At 69.9% G+C, this 14,868-nt stretch carries 16 protein-coding genes; 5 read left to right on the top strand and 11 right to left on the bottom strand.

What is annotated here, in order from left to right; all coding sequences use genetic code 11:
- Positions 1 to 2 precede the first annotated feature (2 nt).
- A complete protein-coding gene (locus AWC19_RS17270) occupies positions 3 to 1,163 on the top strand; it encodes an isobutyryl-CoA dehydrogenase (protein ID WP_085079357.1) in 1,161 nt (386 codons plus the stop codon).
- Positions 1,164 to 1,173: 10 nt separating this feature from the next.
- Positions 1,174 to 2,061, top strand: coding sequence for a 3-hydroxyisobutyrate dehydrogenase (mmsB, locus tag AWC19_RS17265; protein WP_085079283.1), 888 nt, complete (start codon positions 1,174 to 1,176; stop codon positions 2,059 to 2,061).
- A 12-nt stretch (positions 2,062 to 2,073) separates the two neighbouring features.
- Here mmsB and AWC19_RS17260 read toward each other — a convergent pair whose 3' ends face one another.
- Genes AWC19_RS17260 through secY form a run of 10 tightly spaced genes read right to left on the bottom strand, consistent with a single transcriptional unit; the run spans position 2,074 to position 11,204 of the window.
- Positions 2,074 to 2,583, bottom strand: a complete 510-nt coding sequence (locus AWC19_RS17260; protein WP_085079282.1) for a MarR family winged helix-turn-helix transcriptional regulator — start codon at positions 2,581 to 2,583, stop codon at positions 2,074 to 2,076.
- Positions 2,584 to 2,601: 18 nt separating this feature from the next.
- Entirely contained in the window at positions 2,602 to 3,654 is a 1,053-nt protein-coding gene (locus tag AWC19_RS17255) for an aminotransferase class I/II-fold pyridoxal phosphate-dependent enzyme (RefSeq protein WP_085079281.1), read from the bottom strand.
- Positions 3,654 to 4,673, bottom strand: coding sequence for a 3-oxoacyl-ACP synthase III family protein (locus tag AWC19_RS17250; protein ID WP_085079280.1), 1,020 nt, complete (start codon positions 4,671 to 4,673; stop codon positions 3,654 to 3,656). The genes AWC19_RS17255 and AWC19_RS17250 overlap by 1 nt, the downstream gene beginning before the upstream one ends.
- On the bottom strand, positions 4,670 to 5,335 hold the full coding sequence (locus AWC19_RS17245; RefSeq protein WP_085079279.1) for an SRPBCC family protein: 666 nt from the start codon (positions 5,333 to 5,335) through the stop codon (positions 4,670 to 4,672). Before AWC19_RS17245 ends, AWC19_RS17250 begins: the two co-directional genes overlap by 4 nt.
- On the bottom strand, positions 5,316 to 7,058 hold the full coding sequence (locus AWC19_RS17240; RefSeq protein WP_085079278.1) for a thiamine pyrophosphate-binding protein: 1,743 nt from the start codon (positions 7,056 to 7,058) through the stop codon (positions 5,316 to 5,318). Before AWC19_RS17240 ends, AWC19_RS17245 begins: the two co-directional genes overlap by 20 nt.
- Before the next feature lie 60 nt (positions 7,059 to 7,118).
- Positions 7,119 to 7,886: an anti-sigma factor family protein gene (locus tag AWC19_RS17235; RefSeq protein ID WP_085079277.1), complete on the bottom strand. Its 768-nt coding sequence runs from the start codon at positions 7,884 to 7,886 to the stop codon at positions 7,119 to 7,121.
- Between the two features lie 46 nt (positions 7,887 to 7,932).
- Positions 7,933 to 8,478: a sigma-70 family RNA polymerase sigma factor gene (locus tag AWC19_RS17230; protein WP_085079276.1), complete on the bottom strand. Its 546-nt coding sequence runs from the start codon at positions 8,476 to 8,478 to the stop codon at positions 7,933 to 7,935.
- Positions 8,479 to 8,533: 55 nt separating this feature from the next.
- Positions 8,534 to 9,334, bottom strand: a complete 801-nt coding sequence (gene map, locus AWC19_RS17225; protein ID WP_085079275.1) for a type I methionyl aminopeptidase — start codon at positions 9,332 to 9,334, stop codon at positions 8,534 to 8,536.
- A 2-nt stretch (positions 9,335 to 9,336) separates the two neighbouring features.
- Positions 9,337 to 9,882 (bottom strand): adenylate kinase, encoded by a 546-nt coding sequence (locus AWC19_RS17220; RefSeq protein ID WP_085079274.1) that lies wholly within the window; start codon positions 9,880 to 9,882, stop codon positions 9,337 to 9,339.
- Positions 9,879 to 11,204, bottom strand: coding sequence for a preprotein translocase subunit SecY (secY, locus tag AWC19_RS17215; protein ID WP_085079273.1), 1,326 nt, complete (start codon positions 11,202 to 11,204; stop codon positions 9,879 to 9,881). The genes AWC19_RS17220 and secY overlap by 4 nt, the downstream gene beginning before the upstream one ends.
- Positions 11,205 to 11,419: 215 nt before the next feature.
- Here secY and AWC19_RS17210 point away from each other — a divergent pair, with 215 nt between their 5' ends.
- The 3 genes from AWC19_RS17210 to AWC19_RS17200 are packed head-to-tail and all read left to right on the top strand — an operon-like array spanning position 11,420 to position 14,199.
- Positions 11,420 to 12,325 carry a class I SAM-dependent methyltransferase gene (locus AWC19_RS17210; RefSeq protein WP_085079272.1) on the top strand — a complete coding sequence of 302 codons (906 nt, stop codon included), beginning with the start codon at positions 11,420 to 11,422 and terminating at the stop codon, positions 12,323 to 12,325.
- Positions 12,326 to 12,333: 8 nt separating this feature from the next.
- Positions 12,334 to 13,254, top strand: a complete 921-nt coding sequence (locus AWC19_RS17205) for a class I SAM-dependent methyltransferase (protein WP_085079271.1) — start codon at positions 12,334 to 12,336, stop codon at positions 13,252 to 13,254.
- A gap of 15 nt (positions 13,255 to 13,269) precedes the next feature.
- Complete coding sequence (locus AWC19_RS17200; RefSeq protein WP_085079270.1) at positions 13,270 to 14,199, top strand: class I SAM-dependent methyltransferase; 930 nt, start codon at positions 13,270 to 13,272, stop codon at positions 14,197 to 14,199.
- On the opposite strand, the gene AWC19_RS17195 is transcribed toward AWC19_RS17200, so the two are convergent.
- Positions 14,200 to 14,865 carry a GNAT family N-acetyltransferase gene (locus tag AWC19_RS17195; RefSeq protein WP_085079269.1) on the bottom strand — a complete coding sequence of 222 codons (666 nt, stop codon included), beginning with the start codon at positions 14,863 to 14,865 and terminating at the stop codon, positions 14,200 to 14,202.
- Positions 14,866 to 14,868 lie beyond the last annotated feature (3 nt).

Below are 14,868 nucleotides of genomic sequence, written 5' to 3'. Positions count from 1 at the left end.
CGATGTTCACCCTCAACGACGACGAACGCGTCATCACCGAGACCGCGGCATCGTTCGCCGCCAAACGCATCGCCCCGCACGCCCTGGAATGGGATGCCACCAAACACTTCCCGACGGACGTGTTGCGCGAGGCCGCCGCGCTCGGCATGGCGGCCATCTACTGTCGCGACGACGTCGGCGGCAGCGGGCTGCGCCGGCTCGACGGGGTCCGCATCTTCGAGCAGTTGGCCATCGCCGACCCCGTCACCGCCGCCTTCCTGTCCATCCACAACATGTGCGCCTGGATGATCGACGCGTTCGGCACCCCGGAGCAACGCAAGGCCTGGGTGCCGCGGTTGGCCGCGATGGACCTCATCGCCAGCTACTGCCTCACCGAGCCCGGCGCCGGATCGGACGCCAGCGCGCTGTGCACGCGCGCCGTCAAACACGGTGGCGACTATGTGCTCGACGGCGTCAAGCAGTTCATCTCCGGCGCGGGAGCGTCGGACGTGTACGTGGTGATGGCGAGGACCGGCGGTGAGGGCCCGCGCGGGATCTCCGCCTTCGTCGTCGAAAAGGGCACCGCGGGGCTGAGTTTCGGCGCGCCCGAGGAGAAGATGGGTTGGCACGCCCAACCCACCGCCCAGGTGATCCTGGACGGGGTGCGGGTGCCCGCCGACGCGATGATCGGCGGCACCGACGGCGAGGGCGCCGGCTTCGGCATCGCGATGAAGGGGCTCAACGGCGGCCGGCTCAACATCGCGGCGTGCTCACTGGGCGGCGCGCAGGCCGCCTTCGACAAGGCGGGTGCCTACGTGCGCGACCGGGAGGCGTTCGGCGCCGCGCTGCTCGACGAGCCGACCGTCCGGTTCGCCTTGGCCGACATGGCGACCGGGCTTCAGACATCGCGAATGATGTTGTGGCGCGCGGCAAGCGCGCTGGACGCCGACGACCCCGACAAGGTGGAGCTGTGCGCGATGGCCAAGCGCTACGTCAGCGACACCTGTTTCGACGTCGCCGACAAGGCGCTGCAACTGCACGGCGGCTACGGCTATCTGCGCGAGTACGGTCTGGAGAAGATCGTGCGCGATCTGCGCGTGCACCGGATCCTGGAAGGGACCAACGAAATCATGCGGGTGGTCATCGGCCGTGCCGAGGCGGGCCGGTTCCGCAAAACCGCTTAGAAAGGCAGCCATGACAGAGCTTCCCAGCGTCGCGTTTTTGGGTCTGGGCAACATGGGCGCGCCCATGTCGGCCAACCTTATCGAGGCGGGCTATAAGGTGCGGGGGTTCGATCCGGCGTCCGTGGCCGCCGCCGCCGCGACCGCCCACGGCGTCGCGGTCTTCGACACCCCCGTCGACGCGGTTGAGGACGCTGACGTGGTGATCACCATGCTGCCCAACGGCGACGTGGTCAAGCGCTGCTACGCCGAGATCCTGCCCGCCGCGCGGGCCGGCGCGCTGTTCATCGACAGCTCGACGATCTCGGTCAACGACGCCCGCGAGGTGCATTCGCTGGCCGAGTCGCACGGGGTTTCGCAGCTGGACGCGCCGGTGTCCGGCGGGGTCAAGGGCGCGGTCGCCGGGACGCTGGCCTTCATGGTCGGCGGCGACGAATCTGCGCTGCAGCGCGCGCGGCCGGTGCTGGAACCGATGGCGGGCAAGGTGATTCACTGCGGCGCGGCCGGGGCGGGGCAGGCCGCCAAGGTGTGCAACAACATGGTGCTGGCGGTGCAGCAGATCGTGATCGGCGAGGCGTTCGTGCTGGCCGAGAAGCTGGGGCTGTCGGCGCAGTCGCTGTTCGACGTCATCACCGGCGCGACGGGCAATTGCTGGGCCGTGCACACCAACTGCCCGGTGCCCGGTCCGGTGCCGACGTCTCCGGCCAACAACGACTTCAAGCCGGGATTCGCCACCGCGCTGATGAACAAGGACCTGGGCCTGGCGATGGATGCCGTCGCGTCGACCGGTTCGTCGGCCCCGCTGGGCACCCACGCGGCCGAGATCTACGCCGGGTTCATCGCGTCCGACGCCTCCCACGCCGACAAGGACTTCAGCGCGGTCATCGAGATGCTCCGCTGAAGCACCCGCTGCTCAATCGGAGAAGTCGCCGGCGTTGCGCCGCAACGTTTCTATCGACGACACCAGGGCTTCGGACTCCCCGGCATCCATTCCGATGTCGGCGAACACCTGCTCGTTGAGCGTGACGGTGGCGTCCTCGACCGTGGAGCGACCGAGGTCGGTGATCCGCACCAGCGTGGTGCGCCCGTCGGTGGGGTGGGGCACCCGCTGCACCAGCCCGTCGGCCTCCAGCCGGCGGATGGCGTGGGTGACGCTGGTGACGTGGACCTGCAGGCGATCGGACGCCTTGGTGATGGGCAGCGCCCCGGTCCGGCTGAACGCCAGCAGGCGCAGCAGCTCGTAGCGCGAGAAGCTCAGGTCGTAGGGGCGCAGCGCGGTCTCGACGCGGGCCAGCAGGATCTGGTGCGCGCGCATCACCGACGTGACCGCAACCATGCCCTGCGACACCTCGCCCCACCCGGCGCGCTCCCAGTTTTCGCGCGCCGCGGCGATCGGATCGCGTTTGGATCGTGAGGCGCCCACGCCCTTTTCTTACCGCATCTACGGCCGAAGCGAGGTCTTTCCCATCGCCGACAGCACCGCCAGCGTCGACGCGCGGTTGCCCACGGTGATCCGTGCGCCCCCGTCCGGGTAATGGCGGACGTGCAGCCCGCTGTCGGCGAACACCTCATGCCACGCTTGGTCCCGCCCACCCCTCGAAGGCAGATACATGAAGTTCGCGTGGGCGTCGGTGGTGTAGATCCCCAGCGCGCTCAGCCGCATCCGCAGGTAGCGGCGCTCGGCGTTGATCGACTGGATCCGTTGCAGCAGTTGGTCTTCGGCCTGGTAGGACGCCGCGACCGCGAGCAGGCTGGTGAGCGCGATGCCGAACGGCAGCTGCTGGGACCACAGCGTGCGCGCCAGCTCCGGTGCCGCCAGGCCGTAGCCGATCCGCAGCCCGGCCAGGCCGTAGGCCTTCGAGAACGTCCGCACCACCACCACGTTCGGGAACTGCGCCAGCAACGTGGAAGGGTCGACCCGCAGCTCGGGGGCGGCGAATTCGATGTAGGCCTCGTCGAGCAGGACCACGGTGTCGCGCGGCACCCGGCGCAAGAACAGCAACAGATCGGCGACGGGCTCCAGCGTGCCGGTCGGGTTGTGCGGGCGGCACACCACCACCACGCGGGCGGTCGCGGCGGCGTCGGCCAGCCCGTCGAGGTCGTTGTGGCCGTCGTCGTCCAGCGGCACGGTCGAAGGCCTCAGCCGGGCCATCTGCGCGAGGATGGGATACCCGTCGAAGTTCGGCGCCGCCATCGCGATCGCGTCGCCCGGCGTCGTCAGCGCGTGCAGGGCCTGTGACACCACCCCCGTCGCGCCGGCGCCCAGCACCACGTGGTCGGCGGGCAGGCCCACGTGGTCCGCGATCAGTCCGCGCAGCCGCTCCGGCAGGAACTCCGGATACCGGTTGGCCGCGTAGATGGAGCGGATCAACGCCGACCGCACCGCGGGCAGCGGCGGAAACGGATTCTCGTTGAGCGACAAGGCGAGCGGGTCGACGGCGTTGGGAAACGCCTCGTCGATCTCGGTGGCGAAGGGGCTGGGGACGGGCTGCATCAGGCTCGCCCACCCCAGCGCACCGCCGCCGCGCCGGCGAAGTCGCCGGCGTGGGCGAAGGCCGCCATCATCACCACGTCGCCGGCGGCGAGCTGACCGTCGGCGATCGCGTGGTCCAGGTTGACCGGGATCCCGGCGCCGAACAGGTTGCCGCACTCGTCGAACGTGTCCCGGTGGCGTTCGGGCGGCAATTCCAGCGCATCGCGCCAGTTGCGCAAAAACGCGCGGTTGGGCTGGTTGGTGACCAACAGGTCGATGTCTTTGGCGGGCAAGCCGATTCGGTCGCAGACCGCCAGCGCCACCTCGGGGACCTGCCGGTTGCCGCGGGCCAGCACCTTGGTGATCTTGCTTTCGGTGAAGCCGATGCTGCCCTCGCCGGGGCCGGGCTGCCACCACTTGCGCGGCGGGTCGAAGGACAGCGTCATCTCGCCGGCGTACTCGCCGTAGGTGCGGCACTCGACGTCGAGGATCGGTGACCGGTCGGACAGCGTCACCAGCCCCACCGCCGCCCCGTCACCGGGCACCGCGGACTGCGCCTTGCGCCGAATCGTCGGCTGGTCGAAGAACTGCCCGGCGGCGTTTTGCGCGATGGCGATCAGGGCGGAATGCCCCGCGCCCGACGACAGCAGCTTGCGGGCGACGTTGAGCGCCAAGACGAATGCGGCGCAGCCGCCGTTGTTCAGGTCGAGCACCCACGACGGGCGCATGCCCAGCCGGTGCGCGATGCCCCCGCCTTGGCCGTAGAACGCCATGTCGGGCACCTGGGTGTGGGTGATCAGCACGTCGGCGCCCTCGACGACGTCGGGGCCGTGCCGCTCGATCAGGCCCGCCGCCGCGCGCTCGATCATGTCGATCGAACTCTCGTCGGGCGCGACGTGATGGCGAAACTTGGGCGCCCGGAACATGATGTTGTCCCGCAGATCGTCGGATTCGGCGAACTGGGCATAGTAGTCGGCGCCGATCGGTGCGCCGGGCAGATAGGTCGAGACGTCGATCAGGCTCACGGTTGGCTCGGTCATGATTCCCACCCCTGTTCGGCCATCCACTTGGGGGTCACCGGCAGCCCGTTGCGGTGGCGGTACTCGGCGATCGCCTTGAGGTTCTTCAGCTCCAGCAGGTGGCCGGCGCTGAACATGTCCCAGAAGTCGCCGACCCACACCGGGCGCTGCGGCGGAGCGGTCTCGGGGTACGGGTTGTGGTCGTAGAACGGGTGGTGGCAATTCGTCCACAGCACAACCGAACCCGGCTTGTCGAGCACCAGCTGCGCGTCGACCACCCGCATCAAATAGATCATCCACAGGTGCTTGCCCTGATCCCAGGCGCAGTGGTAGTCGACGGTCCGGGCCTGCGGGTTGGCGACGGTGCGGGTGAAGATCTTCGTCTCGTTGCCGAGCCGGTCGAAGGCCAGCCACAGGCCGGGCTCCTCGGTGGGCGTGAAGCCGCGCAGGCTGTACGTCCACTCCTCGAGGCTGCGGGTGTCGGCCATGTAGTCGTACAGCTCGTCGGGCGGGCAGTCGACGTAGTCGTTGACGGTGCAGTACTGCCCGAAGACCTGATCGTGCGGGTAGACCGAGCGCATCATATCCATGATGATCGGCGTGGCCTTTTCTTTGGGGCTGGTCTCGATTCGGGTCACCCCGTCGATCGGGGTCGGGATGTCCTCAAGCGCTGGCAGCGACATCGGTCCGGTTCTCCTTTGCGGTCGGAATCTGTTGTGCTGCCGGCGCTGTGGCCGACAGCTGGGCGAGAAACGGTGCGAAGGGCGGCATCTCGTCCGCGGCGCACTCGACGCCGATCACCGCCGGGCCGTCGGCGGCCAGCGCCGCGCGCATGGCTGCGGCGAGGCCGTCGCGGTCGGCGACGTCGACCGACGTCAGGCCCGGGAACATCGCGGCCAGCCCGGCGCCCAGCCGGCTGGCCCGAAACCGGTTGTAGCTGTAAAGGTCGTCGTAGAACAACTGCTCGCGCGTCACGCACATGGCGTGGGCGTTGTTGTTGAACAACACGAACGTCACCGGCAGCCGGTACTGCACGGCGGTGTGGATCTCCATGCCGTGCATGAAAAAGGCTCCGTCGCCGGCGATCACCACGGTGCGCCCGCGGGGCCGCCGGGCGTCGGCGCGCCCGAAGGCCATGCCGATGCCGGCCCCGAAGCTGTAGCCCATGCCGCCCATGCCGAGCGCGACGGCGAACCGGCCGCCCCGCCGCGCCGGCAGGTAGTGGATCGCCGCGGCGCCGGTGTTGCCGGCGTCGACCACGATGTCGGAACCCTCGGGCAGGCAGTCGTCGAGCACGGCCATCGCGTCGCGGTAGCGCAGACCCGGGCCGGCGAACGGCGGCGGCGCCAGCTCGGTGCGGCGCACCGTGTCGGGCACCCGCACCCGCATCGGCCGCCCCGGCCCGGACAGCGCCTGGGTCAGCATGCGCAGCGAGCCGCGCAGGTCGTCGGTGTGCACGTGGGTGGCCGGAACATACGGCGGGGCCGAGCCGATCGACACGGTCGGCACCGCCGCCAGCGCGTCGTCGAGGCCGGCGCGCGCGGTGACCGAGAGGCGGGTGCCGACCACCAGGCACACCGCGCTGCCGGCCACCGCTTCGGCCACGCCAGGGTGACCCATGACTCCAGTCACCCCCAGCGCGGACGAGGACCCGAGGCCCGGCGTCCCGGCCACGTCCTTGGCGTCGGGCACGGTCGCCACCCGCGCCCGCAGCACCGCGCGCAGCGCTTCCAGCTCGGCGCGGGCGTCGTCGCGGGCGACCTGCTCGCCGGCGATGATGGTGACCGGGCCGTCGGCATCGCGCAAAATCCCGAGGATGGGTTGCGGGTTGCCGATGGGGCGCAGCGTGTGCGGTCCGCAGCCGTCCGGCGCGTAGTCCAAAAAACCCTGCTGAACGTCCTTGGGCAGCAACAGAACCGCCGGGCCGCCGGTGCGGGCCGCGGCGATCGCCCGCGACAGCGCGGGCGCGACCCCGGCGGGGGTGAGGACCCGCTCACACGAGACCGACACCGCGGAGAACACCGCGCGGGCGTCCAGCGATCCGTTTCGGCCGCTGGTGTCCTGGAAGCTGCCCCGGCCGTCCAAAACCGTCGGCGCCTGCCCGACGAGGGCCAGCACCGGGACCCGGCTGGTGAACGACTCCCCAAGGGCCGCTACAAGATTCAGCGCCCCGCCGCCCGAAGTGGCTGCCACGACCCCGAGCCCGGCGCCGCTGCGGCTGTACCCGTCGGCCATGGTGGCCGCGGAAAACTCGTGCTTGGCCAGCACGGCGGTGATGTCGGACCGGAAGTGCGCCGCGTCGTAGAGGTCCTCGATGTTGGCGCCGTCCACACCGAAGATGTGGGAGACGCCGGCCGACGCGAGACGCTCGACGACGAGGTCGACCACCCGCTGCTTCCTGGACATGTCCTGTACTACGACGCGCGGCTAACTTCAGTTCACCCCGCCGCGCAGTTCCGCGGGGGCCTACAGGGAACGCTGCAGCAGAACCTGGCCGCTGTCCGCGGAAACGACTTGCACGGCGGCGATCTGGTCGACGGGCGTCGAGACGCTGCCCGCGGGCGTCGCGGTGTGACCCGGTTCGGCCACCCACGTCGCCAGCCGGGTCTGGCTGCCGTCGCGGCCCACCACCACCATCGCCAGCGTGTCGTGGTGGGCGTTCAGCGGCGCCAGGCAGACGCACTTGAGGTTGATGAACGTGCCCCAGTGCTGGCTGCTCACCTGCACCGTCGATGCCAGCAGGGTGGTACCGACCTGCGCCATCGGCTGCGAGGCCGCCGTCGCCTGCTGCGGCGGTGTCGAGGTGAATCCCTGCACGCCGACGAGCACGCCGACGCCCAGCACCGCGGCCGCGGCGGACGAGGCCACCCAGGTGGCCACGCGCGTGCGGCGCCGCCGCCAGCGCACCGTCGCCAGCAGCGACGGCAACAGCTCCGGCGACATCGGCGGCGTGTCGGAAGAACCGCGGCCGGAGTCGTCGATCGCGGCCACTTCGGCGCGGTCGAGCCGCGAAAGCAGGGCCGGCACCCCGCTCAGGTCGGCGACGGCCTCCCGGCACTGCGGGCAGCCGGCCATGTGCGCCTCGAATTCCCGGCGGTCGGAGGCAGACAGCGACCCCAGCACGTATGCGGCGTCCCACAGCGCGTAGCGGTGGTCGTCCCCCGTCGTCAACCCGAACACCTCGTTGTCACCGGGCGGGCCGATGCCGTTCAGCGGCGTCCTCATCTCGTCCATCTCCTGTCACCCCTCAAGTATTCGAAGCCCATGACCATCGGGATGGTCATCGCGTGACCCCGAGTTCCTGCAGAGTGAGCCGCAATGCCCGTACGGCATAGTGTAATCGCGACTTCACTGTTCCTTCGGCTATCTCCAGGTCGGTAGCAATCTGGGCGGTGGTCCATCCGCGGTAATAGGACCGCTCGATCACGGCGCGGTGCTCGACGGACAATTGGGCCATGGCCTCGGCTATCAGCAGCCGGTCCAGCGCCGCGTTCACCTCGTCCGGCGTCGACTGCTCCGGCGCGCCGTCTTCGTCCAGCGAAGCGACCACGTTGCGGAACCGGGCGCTGCGCCGGTCGTCGATGATCATGTTGCGCGCGACGGTGAACAGCCACGCCCGGGCCGACCGCTCGGTGTCGCCGACGACCTCCGGATGCTGCCACGCGCGCAGCAGGGTCTCCTGGACGACGTCCTCGGACTGGCTGGCGTCCCCCGTCAACCGCAGCGCGTAGCGCCACAGCACCGCGGCGTGTTCGTCGTAAAGCGCCTTCATCAGAGCGGCTTCGGCAGCCCCGGACGCGCCCCGACTGCCGGCCACACGAGCCACTCGATCACCTCCTGCCGGGGAAACGAGCGCAGCAGGTGTTTAGTTCACGCCCCCGCTAGCCGAGCGTCAGGATCCGCGGCCCGGCGTCGGTGACCGCGACGGTGTGCTCCCAATGCGCCGCGCGCGACCCGTCGGCGGTGGTCACGGTCCATTCGTCGTCGAGGACGACGGTCTTGCCGGTGCCCAGCGTCAGCATCGGTTCGATCGCCAGCACCGAGCCCGGGGCCAGCAGCGGGCCGCGCCCAGGCGCGCCCTCGTTGGGCAAAAACGGGTCCATGTGCATGTGCCGGCCGATGCCATGGCCGCCGTAGCCCTCGACGATCCCGAACGGGAGCCCGTAGCGCGCCTCGGCCGCGCGGGCGCCCATCTCGATGGCGTGCGCCACGTCGGTCAACCGGTTGCCGGGGACCATCGCCGCGATCCCGGCCTGCAGCGCCTCCCTGGTCGCGTCGCGGAGCGCCTCGTCGGCCGCGCCCAGCGTCCCGACCCCGAACGTCACCGCGGCGTCGCCGTGCCAGCCGTCCAGCACCGCCCCGCAGTCGATCGACACGAGGTCGCCGGGCGCCAGGATCTCGGCGGCCGACGGGATGCCGTGCACCACCCGGTCGTTGACCGACGCGCAGATCGACGCCGGGTAGCCGTGGTAGCCCAGAAACGACGGCGTGGCGCCGGCTTCGCGGATCACCGACTCGGCGATCTGGTCGAGGCCCAACGTCGACGTCCCGGCGACCGCGGCCGCCCGCACCGCCCGCAGGGCGGCGGCCACCACGGCGCCGGCGGCGGCCATCGCGTCGAGCTCTGCGGGGCTGCGCTGCGGCACGACCCTGCGACTTCGCAGCCGCGCCAGCGCGCCCATGGTTACTGGCCCAGCGCCTGCAGCGCGCGCGCGAACACCTCGTCCACCGAGCCGACGGCGTCGACGGTCTTGAGCTCGTCGCTGTAGTACTCGAGCAGCGGGGCCGTCTCGTCGCGGTAGACCTTCATCCGGTTGTGGATGACGTCCTCGGTGTCGTCGGCGCGGCCGCGGCCCTTGAGCCGCTTGAGCAACTCGTCCTCCGAGACGCGGAACTCCACCACCGCGTCGATGTCGCAGCCGCGGCGCCCGAGCATTTCGTGCAGCGCCTTGGCCTGCTCGAGCGAGCGCGGGTAGCCGTCGAGGATGAAACCGTTGGCGCAGTCCGGGTCGTCGAGCCGGTCGTCGACGAGCTGGTTGGTCAGGTCCGAGGGCACCAGGTCGCCGGCGTCCAGGTAGCGCTTGGCCTCCAGGCCGAGTTTGGTGCCGTTTTCGATGTTGCTGCGGAACAGCTCCCCGGTCGAGATTTGCGGGATGCCGAGCTTTTCGGCGAGCTTTTGGGCCTGCGTCCCCTTGCCCGCCCCCGGCGGCCCCAGCAAAACGACTCTCACTTGAGGAACCCTTCGTAGTTGCGCTGCATGAGCTGACTCTCGATTTGTTTGACCGTATCCAAACCGACGCCGATCATGATCAAAACCGCAGTACCGCCGAAGGGCAAATTCTGGACCGCTCCCCCGTTGCCGATCTGGAGGAACATGTTGGGCAGCACCGAGATGGCCCCCAGGTAGATCGAGCCGGGCAGGGTGATCCGGCTCAGCACGTAGCGCAGGTAGTCGGCGGTCGGCTTGCCCGGCCGGATGCCGGGAATGAACCCGCCGAACTTCTTCATCTCGTCGGCGCGCTCGTCGGGGTTGAAGGTGATGGACACGTAGAAGTACGTGAAGAAGATGATCAGGCTGAAGTAGATGCCGATGTAGACCGGGTCGCTCGGGTCGGACAGGTAGCTGCCGACGAACTTGTCCCACCAGCTGTTGCCCACGCCGCCGCTGCCGCTGCGGACCAGCTGGGTGATCAGGTGCGGGATGTAGATCAGCGACGAGGCGAAGATGACCGGGATGACGCCGGCCTGATTGACCTTGAGCGGCAGATACGTCGAGGTGCCGCCGTACATGCGCCGGCCCACCATGCGCTTGGCGTACTGCACCGGGATGCGCCGCTGCCCCTGCTCGACGAACACCACGCCGACGATGATGATCAGCGCGGCGACGCAGACGGCGGCGAAGATGACGCCGCCGCGGCTGTCCAGGATGGTCTTGCCCTCGGCGGGAATGCGCGCCGCGATGCCGACGAAGATCAGCAGCGACATGCCGTTGCCGATGCCGCGTTCGGTGATCAGCTCGCCCATCCACATCACCAGCGCCGCGCCGGCCGTCATCACCATCACGATGACCACCAGGGTGAAGATGCTCTGGTTGGCGATGATGTCCAGGGAGCAGCCCTGCAGCAGGCCGCCGTTGGCCGCCAGCGCCACGATGCTGGTGGCCTGCAGGATGGCCAGCGCGATCGCCAGGTAGCGGGTGTACTGGGTCATCTTGGCCTGGCCCGCTTGGCCCTCCTTGCGGAGCTCCTCGAAGCGCGGGATGACCACGGTGAGCAGCTGCACGATGATGCTGGCGGTGATGTAGGGCATCACGCCCACCGCGAACACCGTCAGCTTGAGCAGCGCGCCGCCGGAGAACAGGTTGATCAGCGAGTAGATCTGGCCGGCCTCGCCGCCGCTGGCCTCCTTGATGCACTGCTGCACGTTCGGGTAGTTCACGCCCGGGGAGGGCAGCGCGGCGCCGACGCGGTAGAGGACGACGATGCCCAGCGTGAAGAGGATCTTCCGTCTCAGATCGACTGTCCGCAGCGATGAGATGAAAGCCGAAAGCACTCTTCCTCCTGGTCTGGCCGGCCCGCGGTTATTCCTGGGGTCATCCTGCGTCAGTCGCTCGAATACCCGCAGGCAGGACATACGGCGTCGCGCGTCAAACCGTGTACGAGACTAACAGCTGGTCCGGGCGGGTCCGGTAACGGCCGCCGCGGTGACGGCCGGAAGGCGTAGAGTTTCGGTGGCTCGTTGCAGTTGCTAACTATCGAAGGGGCGACATGACGCGCACCGATCAGGACACCTGGGACCTGGCCTCCAGCGTCGGCGCGACCGCCACCATGGTGGCCGCCGCCCGCGCGCTGGCCAGCGCGGAGACCGACGCGATCATCAACGATCCGTTCGCCGCGCCGCTGGTGCGGGCGGTCGGCCTGGAGTTCTTCGTCCGCCTCGTCGACGGTGACGTGCTGGCGGCGGACGAGGCCAGCGGCGAACGCGACCTGCGGCTCGAGACCGATTCGATCGCCGTGCGCACCCGGTTCTTCGACGACTTCTTCCTCAATGCCGCGCGCGACGGGATCAGCCAGTCGGTGATCCTGGCCGCCGGCCTGGACGCGCGCGCCTACCGGCTGCCCTGGCCGCCGGGAAGCGTGGTCTACGAGGTCGACCAGCCCAAGGTCGTCGAGTTCAAGACCACCGCCATGGCAAACCTGGGCGCGGAACCGACCGCGGACCGGCGCACCGTGGCCGTCGACCTGCGGGACGACTGGCCGGAGGCGTTGCGGCGCAGCGGGTTCGACCCCGCCCAGCCGACGTCGTGGAGCGCCGAAGGCCTGCTGATGTACCTTCCGCCCGAGGCGCAGGACCGGCTGTTCGACAACATCACCGAGCTCAGCGCGCCGGGGAGCAAGCTGGCCACCGAGTACCACGGCGATTCGGGCCGGACGATGAGCGAACGCGCCAAGCAGTTCAACCAGCGGTGGGCCAACCTGGGCTGCGACATCGATTTGTCGGGCCTGTTCTTCGACGGCGAACGCAGCAACGTGGTCGACTACCTGGGCGAGCGCGGCTGGCAGGTGGCGACCCGGCCGCGCCGGGAGTTCTTCGCCGATTACGGCCTGGTCTTCCCCGACGACGACGAGTCCCAGCTCCGCAACATGGTCGCCGTCACCGCGACGCTGGGTTAGCGGCGCCGATGTCTGACTCGCAGGGCAAGCGATCGGACGGGGACAGTTGGGATCTCGCGTCCAGCGTGGGGGCGACGGCCACCGCGGTGGCCGCCCGCCGGGCGCTGGCGTCCCGGGGTCCGGACCCGCTGATCGACGATCCGTTCGCCGAGCCGCTGGTGCGGGCCGTCGGCGTCGACGCCTTCATCCAGCTGATGGACGGCGAGGTGGAGGCTGCCGAGGACGATCCGGCGTTCACCCCGCGGCGGCTCAGCGAGGGCATGGCGGTGCGGACCCGTTTCTTCGATTCCTTCTTCCTGGAGGCCACGGCGGCCGGCGTCCGGCAGGCCGTCATCCTCGCCTCGGGGCTGGACACCCGCGCGTACCGGCTGGCGTGGCCGGACGGGACCGTCGTCTACGAGATCGACCAGCCCCGGGTGATCGACTTCAAGACGCGCACCTTGGCCGACCTCGGCGCCACCCCGACCGCCGACCGCCGCGCCGTGGGCGTCGACCTGCGCGACGACTGGCCGGCGGCGCTGCGCGGCGCCGGATTCGCCGCCGGGCGGCCCACGGCCTGGATCGCGGAGGGGTTGCTGGGCTACCTCCCGCCGGACGCGCAGGACCGCCTGTTCGACAACGTCACCGCGCTGTCGGCCCGCGGCAGCGCGATCGGCACCGGCTACGTGCCCGACATCCGCGACCGCATCGAGAAGCGGGGCAACGAGATCAGCGAACGCTGGCGCCGCCTGGGCCTCAACATCAATTGGGCCGACCTGGTCTACCCCGGTGAACGCAACGACGTGGTGGCCTACCTGACCGGCCGCGGCTGGCAAACCACCGTCCACACCACGCCGGAACTGTATGCCGCCAACGGATTTGAATTTCCGAGTGGGCCGTCGATGGTCGCCTTCGGTGACATCAAGTACGTATCCGCGACGCTGACCTGAGAGGGAGTCTTACGCATGACGCGCACCGACCAAGACACCTGGGATCTGGCCTCGAGCGTGGGAGCGACGGCGACCTGGGTGGCCGCCGCCCGCGCCCTGGCCAGCAAGCGGCCGGGCGCCCTGATCGACGATCCCTTCGCCGACCCGCTGGTTCGCGCGGTGGGCAAGGAATTCTTCATCCGCGTGCTCGACGGCGAGATCACCGACGAGAGCGGCGGACCCGACCCCCACGCCGATCCCGACGTGGAGTTCAACCTGGCGCGCATGGTCGACATGATGGCGGTGCGCACTCGATACTTCGACGACTTCTTCACCGACGCCACCGCCGCGGGCGTCCGGCAGGCGGTGATTTTGGCCGCCGGTTTGGACTCGCGCCCCTACCGGCTGCCGTGGCCGGCGGGCAGCGTCGTCTACGAAGTCGACCAGCCCGCCGTCATCGAGTTCAAGTCCACGACGCTGTCCGAGCTGGGCGCCGAGCCCACCGCGGAGCGCCGGACCGTCTCGGTCGACCTGCGCGACGACTGGCCGGCCGCCTTGCGCGACAAGGGATTCGATGAGTCCGCGCCGACCGCTTGGAGCGCCGAGGGCCTGCTGATGTACCTGCCGCCATGGGCTCAGGACAAGCTGTTCGACGACATCACCGCGCTCAGCGCCCCGGGCAGCCGGCTGGCGACGGAATACCACCGCGCCGGGATGCCGCTGCTCGAGAAGCGCGCCAAGGCGATGATGCGCCGCTGGGGGCAGTTCGGGTTCGACGTCGACGTGTCGACCCTGATCTATCACGGCGAGCGCACCCCGGCGGCGCAGTACCTGAGCGACCGCGGCTGGCGGGTCGCGACACGCACCCGCGCGGACATGTTCGCCGAGGCCGGGTTGCCCGTTCCCCCCGGCGACAGCCCGGAGACGCTGCGAAACAGCGTCGCCGTCACCGCGGTGCTGGCGTAGCTACGCGGGCCTGGCCGGCGGCGTGCGGACCACCAGCGGCACCGCCGGGAAGCACCAGGCCATCTCGGTGCGCGACTTGCGCAGCGCCGCGGTGCCGTAACCCTTCTTGCGGTGCTCGGGGTGGATCCAGATCCGCACGTTCACCTCGCCGTGGGCCAGCTCGCCGAACACCATGCCGACCTTCTGCCCCGAGTCGACCGCGACGAACCACGCGGCCTCCTCGTCGTCGAGGCGGCTCAGCGCCGCCCTGATCTCGTCGTCGAGGTTGCCGGCCGGCCCGCCCGACCCGTCGCCTGCGGCGCCCATGTCCTCGGTGCGGGCGGCGAAGATGTCGCGGTCCTCGTCGGCGGAAAACGGCCGCAGCTCGAGGGTCTCCCCCGAGCTCGCCGGGCGCTCGCCCAGGGTGAAGCTGAGCTGTTTGTTCAGGTCCTCGAGCTCGGCCAGGATCTTGCGGCGCGAGTCGATGGTGAGCTGGTCGAACGACATGCCCATCACCGCCTCGGCGGCGACGTGCGACGTGTCGAGCAGCTTGACGATCGCCTCGACCGCGGCCGCCTTGTTCTCGGACTCCACCACGACATCGGCGATTTCGTGCCGGCGTTCGAGGGCTTTCAACAGGGCGTCGGCAATTTCCCGACGGGCCGCCTTGCGGTCGTGGTCAGTCATTGC

It is taken from the genome of Mycobacterium palustre (assembly GCF_002101785.1).
Taxonomy (GTDB): Bacteria; Actinomycetota; Actinomycetes; order Mycobacteriales; family Mycobacteriaceae; genus Mycobacterium; species Mycobacterium palustre.
Note: the sequence above shows the minus strand (reverse complement) of the source record. Positions and strands in the feature narration are given on the sequence as shown.